Below are 19,733 nucleotides of genomic sequence, written 5' to 3' on the forward strand. Positions count from 1 at the left end.
TTTCTCAAATTCTCCACCGATTTACATTGGAGTGAAACGATAAGGATGCCACATTTCAATAGAGCGAAAAAATCAAATACATTTAAACAGATGAAAACAATATATAATACCATTAAATTGTTTCTCCTTTTGGTTTCCGGGGCATTTATATCTTGCCAGGACATGAACGAGGTTCATGAAGAATATATCAAAGACGGAGAAATTATATATACCAACAAGGTAGATTCCGTTTCTACTTTTGGAGGGGAAAACCGAGTGATGATTAAAGGTTATATCACAGGAGCGTTTAACGTTAGTGAAATATTAGTGACGTGGAACAAGGGAGAAAACGAACAAGTTTTTCCTTACACCAAATCTGATCAGGACACAGACCCTTTAGAGCTAATAGTTACCGATTTAGAAGAAAATAGCTATGAGTTTAAAATAGTTAGTAGAGACACAGACGGTAATGTTTCTATACCCGCCACGGGTTTTGGAACTGCCTATGGGGAAAGATACCGAGCTAATTTGGAAGCTAGAACAGTTAACCATATAACTTTTGATGGTGAAAACTTAGAAGTGGTAATGGCGATTGGAAGCGAACTCCAAAGAGGAACTGAGTTTAAATATACCAACACTAATAATGAGGAGGTAGTTGCAACAATCCTTAGAGAAGAAAACATAATTCTTTTAGAAAATGCTGATATAGACCAGCCTATTACTTACCGTACATTTTATGTGCCAACGGCAGCTAGGGATGATGTGGAAACAGCAATTGATGAATTTGACTCTGATTGGCTAACACTTACGCTTCCTCAAATTGGAGATATACTTAACAATATAGCTTTTGAATCCGTTTTAGGTGGTCTTAAGATGCAATGGACCAACCCAGATGCTGCAGCATTAGTCTTTACAGTTGAATATACTGTAAATGGCGAAGTAAAAACTCAAAAAGTTACTTCTTCTGATGTTGAAGGAGAAGCTATTATTTCTGGAATGGATGAAGGGGAGCAGATTGTAAGCGTTAGCGTTGCAGATCCTTATGGAAACTCTTTTGGACCAAATGATTTTACTGTAACTCCGACAGCTGCTCAAAAGCTAGACAAATCTGGTTGGACTATAGTAGATTTTTCAACTGAGGAACCTAACGAAGGAGCACCCAATGGATTAGCTACTGCTATCATAGATGATGATTTAAGCACCTTCTGGCATTCCAAATGGGCTGGTGGCACACCTCCCTATCCGCATCATATAACGGTAGATATGGGTGCTGAGAAGACTGTAGCAAGTTTTGAGGCTTTCAGAAGACAAGGAAATGGACAAGGACAAACTAAACATCAGTTCTTAGTGAGTATTGATGGTGAAACTTGGACAGATTTAGGTACGTTCGATATGGATCCTAGCACTAATGACGGGCAAGTATTTGCTTTTAGCGATATTGCTACTGCCAGATATTTTAAATATGTTGCCTTGGAAGGTCCTAATGCTTATGCCTTCTTGGCTGAAATCAATGTTTATGGTTTAGAGTAGTATATTAATTATTAAAATTGATTGAAAAAATGGGGAGGGAATTGTTTCCTCTCCGTTTTTTTTTCGCTATTCCACATTAGAAAACGATTCATTAGAAGATTTTAATTCTAAAAATCTATCTAAAGTTCCATTAGAAACAAGGCTAATGATCTTAGTTTAATTGAAATTCAATTAGCAATGAAAAACATATTTATTTTACTATTACTAGTTTCTTTATCGGCCCCAATAACGGCACAGATAAAAGAAACTCATATCCCTATCTCCAATACCTTAGTAGGTATCTGGAAACAGACTGGGATAACAAATCCCAACACCGGGAAGCTTACAGAAGTACAAACTGGTAATTACAAAGTAATGAACCCAGATGGCACCTATTATACATTTATAACCTGGGGTACTGGGAATCCAACAAACGATACTACCATTGCACAGTATGGGAATTATGAAATTACTTCTGAAAATCTTATTGCAGAGGAAATAGTTGGACATACTATGGACCCTAGATTAAATGGAAAAAACAGCACCATAAAATTCGAGTTGGTGGACAGTAATACATTACTGATGTCTTGGAGTCCAAATGATATTGATTGGATAGATGAAAAATGGACACGGTTACCATTGTCACTTTAATAACCAACCAAACACAAAATATTATACTCAAGATGAATAACCATATTTTAAAGCGTATCACAAAATGGATCCCAATACTAGCATTCCTTGCTCATATTGGAGAGGCCAAAGCACAATTTCCCATCACCCCCTATGATGAATTGCCCGGTATTATAATTACCTATAAGCCAAATTATCAAGAATCTTTTCCGGACTGGGCCAAAAAACTGTATCAATACCCTGTTAACTACAAAGAGATAGAAGCTGGCTACAACGCATATAAAGCTACGGATCCCGGCAAGACACCCATTGAACGGTATTATAAAATTTGGAGACGAGTTGTTGCCAACCATGTGCTCTCTGACGGAACCATTGCCCTACCCGGGAAGAAACAAGCTTCATTGGTGAAAAAGGGTGGTACCCTTACCCTAAAAGGAAGCGATACCTCTAATGCAAATTGGAGTTTTCTTGGACCTAGAAATACCTATTGGCTAAACGAAGCCAATCATCCCGAGATTCCTGAAATAGCACCATGGCAAGTAAACGTGTATTCCGTAGCAGTGGCCAAATCTAACCCTAATATTATTTATGTAGGAACCGAGACTGGATTTGTTAACAAATCCACGAATAAGGGGCAAAGTTGGACGCTAATGGCTCCGGATTATTTATTTTTATCAGGAGTTACGAGTATAGCAGTACATCCCACCAACCATCATATTGTTTACGCGGCTGCTTCAAGACAGGTACATAAGTCATTGGACGGAGGGGAATCCTGGACACCAATTCTTAATACCGAATTATCTGTAAACCATATTGTAATTGATGAGACAAATCCGAACAAAATTTTTATTTCATCGGATAAAGGAATTCACCTTAGCACTGATGCAGGCACTACTTGGAACCAAAAGGTATCTAAGACAGCTTACGACCTTCAAATAATGCCGGGGAACGCTAACAATATTTTTGCGTTGACTAAAAACGGAACGGGGAATTTTGAAATACATTCGTCTTCTGATGGTGGCATTAGTTTCACTAAAATGGACAGCTTTCCAACCGGACTTGTGGATCATTCAGGAGGATTATTGGCCATGTCCGCTGCCAACACCAATGTCCTATATAGCACCATGCTTAGTATTGACTCTCCCTTATTGTATAAAGGAATATATAACGCGGGCACTTGGACTTGGACGGAAATCATTGAATGTGACACCCCAGCCTTTCCCTACAATAACGGTCAAGGTTATTACGATCTAGTTCTAGAAGTATCGCCTAATAACGAAAATGTATTTATGGTGGGTACTACTACCTTATTTAAAACTAACGACGGTGGAAATTCTTTTGATGCCATTGGTGGTTACTTTGGGCGATTTAGCATCCATCCAGATATCCAAGATATCTATTGGATGCCAGATGATACCGTATATGTTGCCACGGATGGCGGTTTAAGCTTTTCCAACGATGCCTTTGAGACGGATTTCCATCCCTTAATCAATGGAATGGTTGGGTCTGACATGTGGGGTTTTGATCAGGGATGGAATGAGGATATCGTAGTTGGAGGACGCTACCATAACGGGAATACCGCGATGGCCGACTTTTACGGGCACAAGGCCCTAAGAATGGGTGGTGCAGAGTCCCCTACAGGATGGGTCTTACAAGGAAAAAGCAGGCATGTAGCTTTTAATGATTTGGGCCAAGGATGGATACTTCCCAAAACCGCCGAAGGAGCCCCGGAAGGTAGATTCCACTTTAATAAATACCCAAATATGTTAGAGTATGGGGGTAATAGAGGGAGTTTAGTTCATCATCCCAACTACCACGAAATTCTGTATATGGGAGAAGGCAATACGATTTGGGTGAGCAATGATATGGGAGTCAACTTCACAGCCCTTAAAACCTTTACGGATTTGGTCATGGAAGTAGAAGTGAGCTTTATAAATCCTAAGGTAATGTATGTAGATGTAAGAGGAAATGGCTTATATAGAAGTGAGGATGGCGGACAAACTTGGGTGCGAAAACCATCGCTTACAAGCTCCGAATTTGGGGGAAGTGGGATGAACGGCAGAATCAGTATGGTTGTATCCCCGTATGACGAAAATACCATATACGCTACGTATGCCAATGGAACCTGGACCTCCAACAAAGGGAAAGTATTTAAATCTACCGATGGAGGTGATAATTGGGAAGACATTTCGGGTAGTGTGAATGCCAACACAAAGGTCTTGGTAATCCAACCAAGTTCTACGGGAGAAGAGCTTGTATACCTAGTAACTACCAGAGGATGGGGAGCTCCGTCTAAAATTTATTACAGAACCCCATCCATGACAGATTGGGCATTATTTTCTAATAATTTCCCAGATAACTTTAGCGTAAATACAGCCTTGCCCTTTTATAGAGATGCAAAAATTAGAGTGGCAGGGGGAGCCGGCGTATGGGAAAGTTTCCTTCAAGACCAGGATTTTGAACCCGTTCTTAACCCCTGGGTAGAAAAGGGACTAAGTAACTGTATGCTAGATACCCTTAACTTTGATGACCACTCCATGTTAAAACACGAAGGGGCCAGCTGGCAATGGGAAATTACCCCCCAACCTAGTTATATTAGTGATCCCAATATCCGAAATCCTAAGGTAGTCTTAGGACAACCAGGGTCCTACGATGTAACGATGACTGTTACCCAAAATGGTAAAGTATATTCCAAGACCATTGAAAAAATGGTAACGACTACTACTTGTCCGTCCATTACAGACTGTAGCAATCCTGCTTCCCTCCCTAAGGATGAATGGACCCTCTTATACGTCAACAGCGAGGAAACCAATCAGGGTGGACATGCCTCCAACGCTTTTGATGGCGACCCCAATACCATATGGCATTCCCGATGGAGCACTGGCACAGATCCCTATCCGCATGAATTGCAAATAGATTTAGGCAACTTCTACAGTTTAAGTAGGTTTACCTATCAACCACGTATCCATGGCTCCAATGGTCGAATCAAGGAATATCAGCTTTATATCAGTTTGGATAATACCAATTGGGGAGAACCTGTGCACACAGGGGAATGGCCCAACAGCTCTAGTCCGCAGCACATTAATTTTGAAGAACCTATAAAGGGTCGCTATTTTAGGATCGTTGCTCTTTCCGAGGTTAACAATCAAGCTTTTGCCTCTATAGGAGAGTTAGATTTTATAGGGTGTGTTGCAGATAACTGCCCTGGCATAGACAACCCCGACCAAGCAGATTTTGATGAAGATGGAATTGGAGATGTTTGTGATGAGGACGATGACAACGATGTTGTATTGGATGAAGACGACCATTGCCCCGAAACCCCTCTAGGTGCTATTGTAGATGCAAATGGCTGTACAAAGTTTTCGCTGCCGGCTTCAAATTTTACCGTAGAAGTCTTCGCAGAAACCTGTAGGAGTAGCGACAATGGAAAGGTAGCTATAAGCGCTAAGACTGTAATGGACTACCAAGTTTCCCTGGAAGGGACGAACTATAATACCACTCATAGTTTTTCGGAAACTCTAGAAATTGCAGATCTTAAATCAGGAACCTATAAGCTATGCTTTACAGTAAACGGAGAGCCAGATTTTGAGCGTTGTTACGATATTTCCATTAGTCAACCACAGGATATCGCCGTCATGTCATATTACGATCCAAGCACCAAGTCTTTATCATTAAAAATGTACAATGGAACCAGTTACAAGGTAACCATAAATGACAAGGTATGGGAGACCTCGGAAAACGAGTTGACACTCCCCTTAGAAAACGGGATCAATAAAATTGGCGTGACCACTGAAAAGGATTGTCAGGGGATATTTGAAAAGCAAATTATGCTAGAGAACCAAATCCTCGTATACCCTAATCCAGTAGAGGACTTCCTCTACTTAAACCTTGGTGAAGACAACTCTAATTTAGTGTTGCTAGAAATTTTCGATCAAAGTGGGAAGCTAACATTATCTAGAACCCTTGTAGTGAACAACCGTACTGCACAGCTTGAAGTAGGATTTATTTACAGTGGTATTTATGCGGCTCGGTTAACTACCCAGGAGGGAAAACACAACTTTAAAATAATTAAAAAATGAAACGTTTTATATTAGCATCATGTATACTGTTCTCCGTCCTTTCTTGTAGTAAGGGCGGAGACACTCCAAAGGAAGAGGAAAATTTAGATCCTACTGCGGCTAGCCTTGTTTTTCCATTAAACAATTCTGAATGTATAGAGGGCGTCATAAAAAGTAAATCTAAAAGTACCGTTACCTTTAAATGGGAAGCTACTCTAAATACAGACGGTTACGAGTTAAAATTGAAAAACCTCTCAACAGGGGTTAGCATCGGTTATAACACCTCTAATAGCGAAATCCCCATAGAACTAGAAAGAGGCGTAGCGTATTCTTGGTATGTTATATCCAAAAACAACATTTCTGGAGAAAAAGCGGAAAGTAAGGTTTGGAAATTTTACAACGCCAGTGAGTCCTCATCGTCCTATGCCCCTTTTCCGGCCGAGGTGGTAGCTCCAGAAATTAATGTAGAGCTTCCTTACTCGGAAAATGGAATTACTTTGGAATGGTCTGCCAGCGACGTAGACAATGATATTAATGCTTATGATGTTTATTTTGGTGTTGGTAAAAATCCAAAATTATATAAGGAGAATGTGTCCCTTAATAAGCTAGAAAATGTAGCGGTACAAATGGAAACTATGTACTATTGGAAAGTTATTACCATAGATTCTAAAGGGAATACTTCTACCTCCGACCTTTTTCAGTTTAAGGTTAAATAGTTCTTATCAAGTAAAAAACATAAAAATAACGAACCTTAAAACCTATTACTTATTATGGAAAAACAACAATCCTTTAACATGAATGTACCCTTTATAGAAGGATATGATGTGTTTTTTGTAAAACTAGTACTTAGTATCTTCATATTCTGTGCACTCCTTTCAATCATGAATTTTCTGCGAGACAAATTCATCCATAAAACTGCTAATCCTAGAAAAGAAGAATTTACCACACTCTTAATCGTTCTCAACAAATTGTTCTACATAGCCGGATTTGGTTTTGTGATAGCAAATATTATTAGTGTACTATTTTCCGAAATAAGACGGAATTCAAATTTCCCTAACCTTAGAGTTGGAGGAGAATGGGACTATCTTGTTTTTGGTATTATTCTAATATTTATTGGAATAGCATTAAAATCAAGTAGAAAGGTGATAAAAAAGGAAAGTTCATTATCTAACAATATAGATGAGACACCCTCACCAACTATAAAAAAGTAGACGATTCTAGGGTATTTAATCATCCTCCAGATTTAGAGCATTGTACGGTTACAGTAATCAAAGTAATAGTTTAAAGAATAATTATACCAATACCTTTAAACTATTACTTCTTTTTACCGGGAAATCCCTATGACTAAACACCCTTAATTTTATCGGATTCACCTATAAAAGAGCTTTAATTAAAACTAGTACACTAAAATACGAATGTTAAATTTTAAAACGAATACAATATGAAACCCAAACTATTAATATTATTATTAACCTTTTTCCTTTTTTCTGTAGGATGTTCAGAAAAAGACAACCCAGTGATTTTACCAGACGAAGAGGGTGGAACTGTTACCCAAAAAGATCCTGATTACTATGCCCCCGCTAGTGTTAGTAGCATAGATAAGGATGCACAAATAACTCCTAGTTCAGCATCTGCTAGTGAGCATCAAAATGGAACGGATATAGATAAGACCTTAGACGGAGATAAAGGAACAAATTATCATAGCAGATGGGGAAACCAAACAGAATACCCGGTTGACTTAATATATGATTTTGAAAAGGATATAGACGAAATAGATTATTTTGTGCTATATCCTAGAAGTGATGGGAATAATAACGGGGCCATCCTACAGCTAACTATTTATACTAAAACTCAAGGAGAAAGTGAGTTTGTAAAGTTTAATGAGTACGAGTTCAATAATGGAATGACACCAAAGATTATAAGCTTTCCCGAAGGTTTTAAAAACCCAGAATCTATTAAACTATCCGTTACAAAAGGAATTAATGATTTTGTAAGCTTAGCAGAAATAGAGTTTTATAAAAAAAGTGCTGCTTTAGAAGCTAGTCTTGGTGTTTTTAGCGACAAAGCCTGTACCCAATTAAAACCTGGCGTGACTAAAGACGATATTTTGGCAATTGAAAATGTCTTTATTAAAACCATGGCACTTGCTATCTTCAACAACGTTTATGACGAATTTAGAATAGGTGACTTTAAAAGTTATCCAGACCCGGGGATAATTGCTAAAACAAACAAAACAAGCACCTACGGCATTTATGATAATGTTACTGGTATTTACGTTAAACGAGGAAGTGAAATGGTTGTTTTCATGGACGACTTTGAAGGAGAAATATCCCTAAGTGTTGTTAATCATAATGAAGGCTTTGGGGGTGTAGATTATGTAATGCAGCCCGGGCTTAACCGCTTTAAAGTAAATACTGAAGGACTTGCTTATTTAATGTATCAAGATGAAAATGAATACCAAGTTAGAGCCAACTTCGCCACTGGTACAATAAACGGATATTTTGATGTAGCCAAGCATACCAATGATGACTGGAAAGATCTAATTACTAATGCAGAATATAGTTATTTTGATGTTCTGGGTGAATTTGCACATTTATCTTTTACTACAGACGACCTTCGTCAACATACTACTGATATTATAGAACTAATTGGTCTCTATGATGATATAGTTGATTTAGAACAAGACTTTTTAGGCCTATACAAATATAATAGAGCTAATAAGACCCGCATGTATTTTAGAACCAACACCCATCAGGATATGTATATGTATGCAACTTCCTATAGAACGGAGTATAGTAAAGGTACCATGCCTGCACTCTGTAATCCTAGTACCCTAAAAGCTTCTCCATGGGGACCTGCACATGAGGTTGGGCATGTAAACCAAACAAGACCTGGTTTAAGATGGTTGGGTATGACCGAGGTTTCTAATAACATTTATAGCCTTTATGTACAAACCACATGGGGTAATGAGGCTAGAATTGACGCAGAGCAGCTTAATCCGTATAACAACCGTTACGAAAAGGCTTTTACAGAAATTTTAGCTAATAATCTTCCGCATGGTGAGCATGGGGATGTATTCTGTAAACTAGTACCCTTTTGGCAATTACAACTATATTTCTCCAATGTATTGGGTAATGAAGATTTTTATAAAGACGTACACGAAAGAATTAGAGTAAGCGACAATCCATCTTCTCATGGGGCTGCTCAGGTTGAGTTTGCTAAAATATGTTCTGATATTGCAGAAACAGATTTAACAGAGTTCTTTATAGACTGGGGATTTCTTAAAGCAGTTAATGCAGACTTAGATGATTACGGACAGGGAACAATAAACGTTACACAATCCATGGTAGACGATGCCATATCCTATATTAAAAGTAAAGGCTATCCAGAACCTGAGATGAAATTGCAGTTTTTACACGAGCAAAGTTTAAACACATTTAAAAATAAAGGTGCTCTTAGTGTAGGGAAAGCATATGTATCTAATACAAAAGTTACTATTTCTGGAACAAATAACGCTGCCGTTTATCAACAAGAGCGAGATGGTAATATTATTTATATATCGCCAAGAGCTACTTTTACAGTTGCCAATTTTGAATCCAATGACAAAATATTTGCAGTTGGCTATGACGGGGAGCGTATAGAATTGTCCGTAAATTAAAGTTTCAAGGAGATTACGTCTAATTGATAAAGTAAATTAGACGCTACCTCATTAAAAATATAATGGTATGTGAAAGGGAAATTTCCCAATCGCATACCATTTTTTTATTACAAAAAACTTAAGAACTGCCGACTATGGCATAAAAAAACAAGCACCAAAAAGGGCTCATGAGATATAATTAGATGAGATTTTACACAAAGAAATCCTCTTAAAACCAAATTAAAATAGCATTATAAAATTTGGTTAACATTGAAAAATTGTACAGCTTTACGACTTTTTTCCGTCAGAATTCATATTCTATTGTATAAAACAGAGTATAATTCTTAGCCTAACAGAAGACTTTTATTTTTTTTTAAACAACAGCAAAATCAATAATTAACAATGAAGAACACATCACTATTAATGAACACTTAAATTATTCACCTTTTAAAAATTAACACCTAATTAAATTAAACTAAACAATGAAAAAAACAATTAACAAAGGATTATTCCTACTTATGCTAATCTTCACCTTTGCAGCTCAGGCTCAAGAAATTAGCATAACAGGAGTGGTTACAGACGCAAGTTCAGCCACTCCAATTCCAGGAGTTAATGTGGTAGAAAAAAACACAACCAATGGAGTAGCAACAGATTTCGATGGAAATTATTCCATCAATGTAACTAGCGGAAGTGTATTGGTATTTAGCTCACTTGGGTATTTATCTCAAGAAATTACTATTACAAATCAAACAAATATAGATATTAGCCTAGTTGAAGATGCTGCCCTATTAGATGAAGTAGTGGTTGTAGGATATAGCACTCAAAAGAGAGAAAGCTTAACCGGATCTTTACAAACCGTTGATGGTGAAGAATTACGCAACGTAACGACCCCTTCTGTAGAAAACATGCTAAATGGTAAAGCTCCTGGTGTATTTGTTGCACCTGGATCCGGAAGGCCTGGTTCTAGAGGGGGTGTGGTTATCCGAGGACAGGCTACATTAAGTGGTACTACTAGCCCGCTATGGGTTATAGATGGTGTTATTGTAGGGTCTGGAGCAGGTGAACTAAACCCGGAAGATATTGAGTCTATGACCATATTAAAAGATGCCGCTTCAACTTCTATTTACGGATCTCAGGGAGCAAACGGGGTTATTGTAGTGACCACTAAAAGAGCTAAAATGGGGAAAACTAGCGTGAATATTTCCACAAAATTAGGCTTTAGTCAACTTAACAATGGAAACACTAAAATGATGAACGGGGCAGAATTGTACGATACTTACGCGTCCTTCTCTAATGCCGATCAGATTTCTTTTCCTCGCTGGAACGCCGACTTGCGCAATAGCAATTTCGATTGGTGGAACCTTGCAACCCAAAGTGGTTTAACACGGAATTACAATGTTTCCATTGAAGGTGGTTCCGAAACACTACGCTCCTTTATGTCCGTAGGATTATACGATGAGCAAGGCGCAGTTAAAGGATATGATTATAAGCGTTATAATTTCCGCTTTAAAACAGAATACAAACCTTTTGATTGGTTAACGGTAAAGCCCGCCTTAGTAGGTTCGCTTCGTGATGTGGAAGACAAACAGTATTCTACTACAGCTATGTACTCTAATTTGCCATGGGATAGTCCTTTCGACGAAAACGGAAACTTAGTACCCCATCGTTATAATGGATGGGTAAACAGTGCAAGTACCAACTACTTGTACGACTTACAATGGAATCACTCCGCCAATAAAAACTATGAATTTATGGGGAACTTTGATTTCGATATTAAATTGACCGACTGGTTAACTTTCTCATCTGTTAATAACATTCGCTACAATAGTTACAAGGCAAAAGGTTACACAGATCCCCGTTCTAACGGAGGCGAAAGTGTAGGCGGACGAATTACAGACTACAGATCGGAGTACACCCGACAGTACACTAACCAAATTTTAAGATTCAATAAAGGTTGGGATAAACACTACCTAAACGGTTTACTTGCTTATGAATTTAACGATTACCGCAGTGAAACTCTAGACGTTTACGGAACCGGATTTATTCCTGGTTTTGAAGTGCTAGACGTAGTCTCTAAACCAGAACGAACCAAAGGTGGTATAAATGAGTGGGCTGTACAGTCGGTACTTTTTAATGGAAATTATTCTTATGATAGTAAATACATGGGGCAGGTATCTTTCCGTAGGGATGGAGCATCTAATTTTGGTGACAATGCCAAGTATGGAAACTTCTTCTCAGTAAGTGGAGGATGGAACATAGACCAAGAAGATTGGTTTAAGGCAGACTGGGTAGATGCGCTAAAATTACGTGTTGCTTACGGTTCTGTAGGAAACCGTCCAAGTTCCCTATACCCACAATATGACCTTTATGCCGTTTCTACAGGGGCTGGATACAATGAAAATCCGGGGGCACTAATCAGTCAAATTGGAAACAAAGACCTTACCTGGGAAAAAACATATACTAGTGGAGTGGGTATTGATGCAAGAATGTTTAATGACCGTGCAAGACTTACGGTAGATTACTATGAGAAAAATACAGATAATATCCTATACCAAGTTCCAGTTACTGGATTAACTGGAGTTACTAGCATTTGGCAGAACATAGGCGAAATGAAGAACAAAGGTATAGAAGTTGCCTTTGGAGGTGATATTATCCGCAATGAGGATTTCATCTGGAGCCTAGATGTGAATATGGGTCACAACGTAAATAAATTAACAAAACTATATAAGACAAAAGATGCCAGTGGAAATTATGTAGTTAGACCAATAATCATTAGTGATGGACTAGGTATTGCTGGTTCTGCACAGCGAATGCTAGAGCCGGGTCGCCCAGTAGACACCTATTATCTAAAAGAATGGGCAGGGGTAAATTCTGAAAACGGATTACCTATGTGGTATAAAGTAGAAAGAGACAATGAAGGTAACGAACTTTCTAGAACTACCACTTCTAACTATTCCGAAGCTACCTTTGAAAAAACTGGTAAAGTTTCTCCCGATCTATTTGGAGGGTTTACCACTGCCTTATCTTATAAGCGATTCGACCTCAACGCAGTTTTTGGCTATTCTATAGGTGGAAAGATCTATAATTACTCTCGTCAAGAATACGACTCAGACGGTACCTATACAGACCGTAATCAAATGCGTCTTAGACCGGGATGGAGTCGTTGGGAAAAACCAGGCGATATAGCCACTCACCCAATTGCAAGGTATAATAACCAAGACAAAGGAAATGCTACCTCAACCCGTTTTTTAGAGAAAAGTGATTTTTTAAAGATGCGCTCTCTTACTTTGGGTTACAATCTTGATCTGAGCCAGTATAATATTGACAACTTACGTATTTCATTCACTGGGGAAAACCTATTTACTATCACCGATTATTCTGGGGTAGATCCTGAAATTCCAGTTAATGATAATGGAGCAATTATGGGATCCACAGGACCAGGGGTATATCCGGCAACACGTAAATTTATGCTTGGCCTTAACTTGAAATTTTAATTAGAAACAACATGAAAAAAATATTTATATCCATATTAGCTATCGCAGGACTTTCTGCCTGTGATATTGACCGCTACCCTTATGGAAGTATGGACTCGGAAACAATTGTTCAAGATCCAGATGCTTCCCTAGAATCATTACTAAACGGAATGTACGCTCAGTTAAAAGCATGGTCAGACCCCATGCATCGTATGGGGGAATATGCCGGAGATAATATGATGATTCGTGGATCCTCTACAGATGCATTCTACGAATTTATTTCCTATTCTCGTACACCAAATAACTATCGTTTAACCCAGTTTTGGAATTCGGGATATAAAGCTATTGCACAGGCCTCTAATATCATTGATATGATTGACGAAGGACAAAGTCCAGAAATAGATAATAAAATTGGTGAATCTTACTACGTACGTGGTATGATGTATTTTTACCTTACCCGTGCATTCGGTCGTCCATATTATCAAGATCCAGAAACAAATTTAGGAGTGCCTATAGTTAACGGAACTCCTGAGGATGTAATTAATTTGGAGTTAGAGGATCGTGCTACTGTTAAGGAATCGTATGAGCAAGCCATCAGCGATTTAAAGAAGGCAGAAGAATTACTCAATTTAGAGAAAGATCCAATATATGCTACCAAAGAAGCGGCTCAGGCTATGCTTTCTCGTATTTATCTCTTTATGAGTGGCACGTATACATCACCCAATACAGAATATGCTCAACTTGCAGTAGACTACGCGGATAAAGTAATTAATTCAGGGAAGTATTCTTTATTGCCAAGGGAAGATTTTATGAAGTACAATACTTTTATCCCTGAAAATAATGAAGAAACCATTTTCGCTATTAAACGTGTGGCTTCGGAATTTTCTGGATTCGATCACTACTATGGAGTTGGAGGAATGTATGCCAACCTAGGTGGTATGGGCTGGGGTGAAATGTACGCAAGTGCCAAATATATTGATTTACTAAACGAAACCGGTCGTAATGACTGGCGCTCGGACAGTTATAATTTGGTTGATGCACGGGCTGCTTTTATAGAGCCTACCTATGCTAAAGATGCAGATACAGGGGAGTTCACCGAGGTATTCCGTTTCATCAAAGATGATAATGGAAGTTTAAATTACGTTCAAGCAGAGATTAGCCGTAATGCTGGTATCATAAGCTGTAAAGAAGGAGACAACACCTATATCTTGACTCCTGTTGATACCGAGCAAGAAATTTATACCATCCTTTATAAAGATGGTAAAACCTATAAGGGTGTTATAGATAACTTTATAACTCTTAATCGTGTGTATCCACAGTTCTACATCACCAAAGCATCTCGTGAAGGAGAGGAATCTCACTTGCATTCTCCAGTTATTAGCCGTTTGGGTGAAATTTACCTGAACCGTGCCGAAGCATATGCTAAACTAGGAAATTATGAAGCTGCTTTAGGTGATTTAAACAGAATTAGAGAGCGTGCTATTGTAGATGGAGGATATAACTCTTTGGATGCTACTAACGCAAGTACGCGTATTGATAAGGAGCGTCAATTAGAGCTAGCCTACCAGGCAGAAAGGAGTTATGATGTATTCCGTAATGGAAAAGAATTAACTCGTCAATATCCGGGACCTCATAATCAATTTGAAGACATCTCGGCTAATGACTTCCGTGTTATATACTATATTCCACAAGATGCTATTAACTCGTACCCTGGAACTCTTACACAGAATCCAACACAATAGTAAATAATACAGGTTATTAGTTAAATTTACTCTGCAAAAAAAGCCCTTACGAATAAAATACGTAAGGGCTTTTTACTTAATGATTCCTAACCTCATTTTATATAATTCTCATTGTTTTGCTATGTTCCTTTTTTGTAAAAAAATAGTGTAGGTGAAATTCAACTATAAAAAAGACACCATGATCGTGGCCTAACCATTGACAACAACAAAAAATCCCAAGCCCTCTTAAATCTTAAGAGTACTTGGGATTTTTATTATACTACTTACTTAAAACTAAATCACCAGAGTCTTTCCAGGCATTGGAATATTATAAGTGCCATCTGCATTTGGCTGCACCGGCGCTGGGGAATCCCATGTCAGGTTATCTGGAACTAAAGCGATGTTAGACTGCATTGCTTCTTCCAGTTTAATAACCTTCCCAGAATACGTAGCCATACGTCCAATAATTGCGCTCATAGTACTCTTAGCACCATTTTCCGCATCGCTAATTACTCCTTTGTTTCTAATGGATTGGAATAGTTTTACATGCTCTACCTGATATGGGTTAGGATCGTCTTTACCTCTATGAGTAAATATATCCCCGCCATTATAATCTTTAATAAAGGTATTATCGCCATAAGTCTCTATAGTTCCTTTAGTACCTTGGAACACCTCTGCTACCCTATTCATTGTTTCTGGATGGTGCCTACACTGACTAGCAATTACAGCTCCACTTGGATAGGTGTATTCTACAAAGTGATGGTCATAAATTTCTCCATGGTCTTTTCCGGTACGTACCTGTCTTCCTCCCATACCTTGAGCTGAGATAGGATATTCTCCAATAAACCAGTTAGCCACATCAATATTGTGGATGTGCTGCTCTAATATATGGTCTCCGCACAACCAGTTAAAGTAATACCAGTTACGCATTTGGTACTCCAATTCGGATTGTCCAGGCTGTCTCTCACGTACCCATACGCCTCCACTATTCCAATATACTTGTCCGGAAACAATTTTCCCGATCTTATTTTCCTTAATTTGTTGGAGTCCGGCCAAATAATTGTCCTGGTAATGTCGTTGTAACCCCACTACCACATTTAATTTTTTCTCCTTAGCAACCTTTGCGGCAGCCAATACTTTACGTACCCCTGGCACATCTGTTGCAACCGGTTTTTCCATAAATACGTGCTTCCCTGCATTTACGGCAAATTCAAAATGCTGAGGCCTAAATCCAGGAGGAGTTGCTAAAATAACTACATCGGCAAGAGCCATTGCTTTTTCTGCTCCATCAAAACCTACAAACTGATTTTCCTTGGGAACATTCACCCTTTTAGAACCGTCAAAAGCCTTTTTCACGTTAATTAAACTTCCCTGTAGCCTATCCTCAAATGCATCAGCCATAGCAACCAGTTCGGTATTTGGATCGGCCTTTAAAGCCTGTATAGCAGCTCCCGTACCTCGACCACCACAACCTACCAAAGCAATTTTCAACATTTTATCGTTAGCTACGTTTACCATAGCGTTCATTTGCATACCCGGTAAGATCATAGCACCCGTAACTAAAGCACTACTCTTACAAAAATCCCTTCTGCTATTTTTTTTATTAGCAGGAGATTTTTTGGAATTGTCATTAATTTTCATTCGTAGAAGTTTATTTGTTTTATATCAAGATTCCGATTTGTGGTTTTCTTATTAAACCAAAATCATTTTATACAAGCTGTTAAGATAAGTATTAAATAGCAACCGTACAATTTACATTTTAAATTTAAACACTTACTTTTTAGCTGTCATAAAAAATTACACTAATCTTACTTTTAAACAACCTAAAAAATATAGATTACTAAATATTGATTTAGCCCTCTAAATGCTTATTATTACAAGAAAACATAAGATTTCTTAGTTAAAGAACAAATGTTATCTTTAAGACCGAAAAAAAATAAGCCGATAATAGGATATACCCTTAAAACCAAGAGCAAGCAGAGATGAAAAGTAACAAGCTAACAAATGAGGAAAAGCGCTTAGAGGAAAATCTAGTCAATACTAAAGATTGGTATAAATGGGGTCCGTATTTAAGTGAGAGACAATGGGGTACCGTAAGGGAAGATTATAGCCCAGGTGGAGATGCATGGAATTATTTTTCTCATGATAGCTCTCGTAGTAGAACCTATCGTTGGGGTGAAGATGGAATTGCAGGTATCTCGGACAAATATTGTAACATTTGCTTCGGTGTGGCGCTATGGAACGGGAAGGATTCTATTCTAAAAGAGCGACTTTTTGGGCTTACTGGTCCACAAGGAAACCATGGGGAAGATGTAAAGGAACTTTACTACTATCTAGAAAATACCCCCACCCATTCTTATATGAAGCATCTTTATAAGTATCCGCAAAACGAATTTCCTTATAAAGATCTAGTTGAAGAAAATAGTAGACGCGGCAAACAAGATCTGGAGTATGAAATTTTGGATACGGGCATCTTTGATAATAACGAATACTTTGATGTTTATACCGAGTATGCTAAAGCAGATGAGCAGGATCTCCTGATAAAAATAACCGTTAGCAATAGAAGTGACAAACCTGCTCCCCTATATTTATTACCCACCTTGTGGATACGGAACTTCTGGAGCTTTGTGGGAATGCCAGAGAAACCTAGCATAAAAAAAGAAGTTAAAAATGGAGTACCCTATGTATCCGTAGATCACATTTACGTTGGTAAATACAATATGTATTTTGAGGAGCCTTCTCAATTACTCTTCACCGAAAATGAGACCAATATGGAGAAGCTCTATTTACAACCTAATGATCATCCCTATAAAAAAGATTTTTTCCACGATACAGTAATCAAAGGGGATTATTCAAAAGCGAAATTAAAACAAGAGGGCACCAAATTTGCTCCTATGTACAAAATGCAGCTTAAAGCAGGGGAAACCAAAACAGTAAAATTAAGACTAACAAATGGTTCCTTAGAAAACCCCTTTGACGAAGGGTTCGATACCGTATTTGCAGAGCGAGTAAAAGAGTCACAGGAGTTTTTAGAAGCCACTTTCCCCGACTCTGATAAAGAGTCCCTAGAGATTCAAAGACAGGCCATAGCAGGATTATTATGGTCTAAACAATATTATAACTATGAGGTTGAAAAATGGTTGGAAGGCGATTTTAAAGAATTCCCCCCTTCCCCTAGTCGTTACCACGGTAGGAATAACCAATGGGAAACCCTTAGGATTCACGATATATTATCCATGCCAGATAAATGGGAATACCCATGGTTTGCAGCATGGGATACTGCCTTTCATTGCGTTTCTATTGCTTTAGTAGACGCTAATTTTGCCAAGGAGCAATTGCTTTTATTTACAAAGGAATGGTATATGTCTCCTAGCGGGCAGATTCCGGCTTACGAATGGAATTTCAGCGATGTTAACCCTCCCGTACAGGCTTGGGCTTCCCTACAAGTATTTCAACTCGAAAAAAAGAAGACCGGGAAAGGGGATATTCGATTTTTAAAAAGGATGTTCAATAAATTAGCTCTGAATTTCACTTGGTGGGTAAACCGAGTAGATAGAGAAGAGAAAAATGTTTTTGAAGGCGGATTTTTAGGTCTAGATAATATAGGAGTATTTGACCGTAGTAACGGGGTGCCAGGCGGTGGTATATTAGAACAGGTGGATGGGACTTCGTGGATGGCTCTTTACTGCCTAAACATGTTGGAGATGGCCTTAGAGATATCCTTAGAAGACGATTCTTTTGAAGATATGGCAATGAAATACTTTGGCCATTTTGTCTTTATTGCTGAAGCGTTGAATACCTTGAAAGAAGGATATAAAGGTTCTTGGGACCAGCATGACGGCTTTTTCTATGACAATCTTATCCTACCCAATGGAGAGTCGTTTCAAATAAAAGTAAGGTCAATTTCTGGATTATTATCCCTTGCGGCAGTACTAAACATTAAGAAAGAGTATTTAGAAAAACTCCCTCGCTTCCGTAAAAGTATGCAGTGGTTTAGAACACACCGTATTCAGACTGCAAAATACCGAGTAATGGAAGAATTTAATGAAGGGGAGGATGTGCTCCTATCATTAGTTCCTAAAGCTCGACTTAATATATTGATGAGTAGCATGCTAAGTGAGAAAGAGTTCTTATCCCCACACGGTATACGCTCCCTTTCTAAGGTTCATGAAAAACCCTATAATATTAATATAGCAGGAACTAATTATTGTATTAATTATGAGCCGGCGGAGTCCTCTACCCGACTATTTGGTGGTAACTCCAATTGGAGAGGCCCTATATGGATGCCTATGAACTATTTGTTTCTAGATTCGCTACGGGAATATCATAGTTATTTTGGAGACAGTCTTACGTTTAATTTCCCGACAGGAAAAGAGGATAAAATGAACCTAAGAGATATAAGCGATGAAATAGGGACTCGGCTAACCCAACTATTTAAGACAGACGCTAAAGGAAACCGCCCCATACATAAGCTACATGAGAAGCATTACAAAGACCCCCATTTTAAGGACTTGGTTCTCTTTTACGAGTATTTTCATGGAGATAATGGTCGTGGTGCAGGTGCTTCCCACCAAACTGGATGGACAGCACTTGTAGCTAATCTATTAGCAGACATTGAATAAAACTAAATATATATACACTCCACTTAAAAAGATGTTTTAAGTGGAGTGTTTTTACAACTACCTAATTAACAACACCTTAACAAATCATTTCTTGGTGATTAATT

Annotated in this window: 10 protein-coding genes; 9 read left to right on the forward strand and 1 reads right to left on the reverse strand. The window is 38.3% G+C overall.

Going from position 1 to position 19,733, the window contains the following annotated elements; genetic code table 11:
- The first annotated feature begins 90 nt into the window (after window positions 1–90).
- The 8 genes from H344_RS0103210 to H344_RS0103245 all read left to right on the forward strand — a co-directional run bounded on the left by H344_RS0103210 (window position 91) and on the right by H344_RS0103245 (window position 15,028).
- Complete coding sequence (locus H344_RS0103210; protein WP_169514947.1) at window positions 91–1,509, forward strand: DUF4998 domain-containing protein; 1,419 nt, start codon at window positions 91–93, stop codon at window positions 1,507–1,509.
- A 177-nt stretch (window positions 1,510–1,686) separates the two neighbouring features.
- Window positions 1,687–2,139, forward strand: a complete 453-nt coding sequence (locus H344_RS0103215; protein ID WP_026808968.1) for a DUF4488 domain-containing protein — start codon at window positions 1,687–1,689, stop codon at window positions 2,137–2,139.
- A gap of 32 nt (window positions 2,140–2,171) precedes the next feature.
- Window positions 2,172–6,197, forward strand: coding sequence for a discoidin domain-containing protein (locus H344_RS0103220; RefSeq protein WP_169514948.1), 4,026 nt, complete (start codon window positions 2,172–2,174; stop codon window positions 6,195–6,197).
- Entirely contained in the window at window positions 6,194–6,892 is a 699-nt protein-coding gene (locus H344_RS0103225) for a fibronectin type III domain-containing protein (protein ID WP_026808970.1), read from the forward strand. Before H344_RS0103220 ends, H344_RS0103225 begins: the two co-directional genes overlap by 4 nt.
- 54 nt (window positions 6,893–6,946) lie before the next feature.
- Window positions 6,947–7,387, forward strand: coding sequence for a hypothetical protein (locus tag H344_RS0103230; RefSeq protein WP_026808971.1), 441 nt, complete (start codon window positions 6,947–6,949; stop codon window positions 7,385–7,387).
- Between the two features lie 230 nt (window positions 7,388–7,617).
- A complete protein-coding gene (locus H344_RS19660) occupies window positions 7,618–9,834 on the forward strand; it encodes a M60 family metallopeptidase (protein WP_051254073.1) in 2,217 nt (738 codons plus the stop codon).
- 461 nt (window positions 9,835–10,295) lie between these two features.
- Window positions 10,296–13,307: a SusC/RagA family TonB-linked outer membrane protein gene (locus H344_RS0103240; protein ID WP_084148730.1), complete on the forward strand. Its 3,012-nt coding sequence runs from the start codon at window positions 10,296–10,298 to the stop codon at window positions 13,305–13,307.
- Window positions 13,308–13,318: 11 nt separating this feature from the next.
- Window positions 13,319–15,028, forward strand: coding sequence for a RagB/SusD family nutrient uptake outer membrane protein (locus H344_RS0103245; protein ID WP_026808973.1), 1,710 nt, complete (start codon window positions 13,319–13,321; stop codon window positions 15,026–15,028).
- A gap of 273 nt (window positions 15,029–15,301) precedes the next feature.
- On the opposite strand, the gene H344_RS0103250 is transcribed toward H344_RS0103245, so the two are convergent.
- Window positions 15,302–16,648, reverse strand: a complete 1,347-nt coding sequence (locus H344_RS0103250) for a Gfo/Idh/MocA family protein (protein ID WP_026808974.1) — start codon at window positions 16,646–16,648, stop codon at window positions 15,302–15,304.
- Window positions 16,649–16,989: 341 nt separating this feature from the next.
- On the opposite strand from H344_RS0103250, the gene H344_RS0103255 reads away from it, so the two are divergent.
- A complete protein-coding gene (locus H344_RS0103255) occupies window positions 16,990–19,629 on the forward strand; it encodes an MGH1-like glycoside hydrolase domain-containing protein (protein WP_026808975.1) in 2,640 nt (879 codons plus the stop codon).
- Window positions 19,630–19,733 lie beyond the last annotated feature (104 nt).

It is taken from the genome of Arenibacter latericius DSM 15913, assembly GCF_000424985.1.
In the GTDB taxonomy this organism is placed as follows: domain Bacteria; phylum Bacteroidota; class Bacteroidia; order Flavobacteriales; family Flavobacteriaceae; genus Arenibacter; species Arenibacter latericius.

Excerpts from the sequence above, each read along its gene's own strand:
- H344_RS0103210 (WP_169514947.1), top strand. The coding sequence starts at position 91 with ATGAAAACAATATATAATACCATTAAATTGTTTCTCCTTTTGGTTTCC.
- H344_RS0103215 (WP_026808968.1), top strand. The coding sequence starts at position 1,687 with ATGAAAAACATATTTATTTTACTATTACTAGTTTCTTTATCGGCCCCA.
- H344_RS0103220 (WP_169514948.1), top strand. The coding sequence starts at position 2,172 with ATGAATAACCATATTTTAAAGCGTATCACAAAATGGATCCCAATACTA.
- H344_RS0103225 (WP_026808970.1), top strand. The coding sequence starts at position 6,194 with ATGAAACGTTTTATATTAGCATCATGTATACTGTTCTCCGTCCTTTCT.
- H344_RS0103230 (WP_026808971.1), top strand. The coding sequence starts at position 6,947 with ATGGAAAAACAACAATCCTTTAACATGAATGTACCCTTTATAGAAGGA.
- H344_RS19660 (WP_051254073.1), top strand. The coding sequence starts at position 7,618 with ATGAAACCCAAACTATTAATATTATTATTAACCTTTTTCCTTTTTTCT.
- H344_RS0103240 (WP_084148730.1), top strand. The coding sequence starts at position 10,296 with ATGAAAAAAACAATTAACAAAGGATTATTCCTACTTATGCTAATCTTC.
- H344_RS0103245 (WP_026808973.1), top strand. The coding sequence starts at position 13,319 with ATGAAAAAAATATTTATATCCATATTAGCTATCGCAGGACTTTCTGCC.
- H344_RS0103250 (WP_026808974.1), bottom strand. The coding sequence starts at position 16,648 with ATGAAAATTAATGACAATTCCAAAAAATCTCCTGCTAATAAAAAAAAT.
- H344_RS0103255 (WP_026808975.1), top strand. The coding sequence starts at position 16,990 with ATGAAAAGTAACAAGCTAACAAATGAGGAAAAGCGCTTAGAGGAAAAT.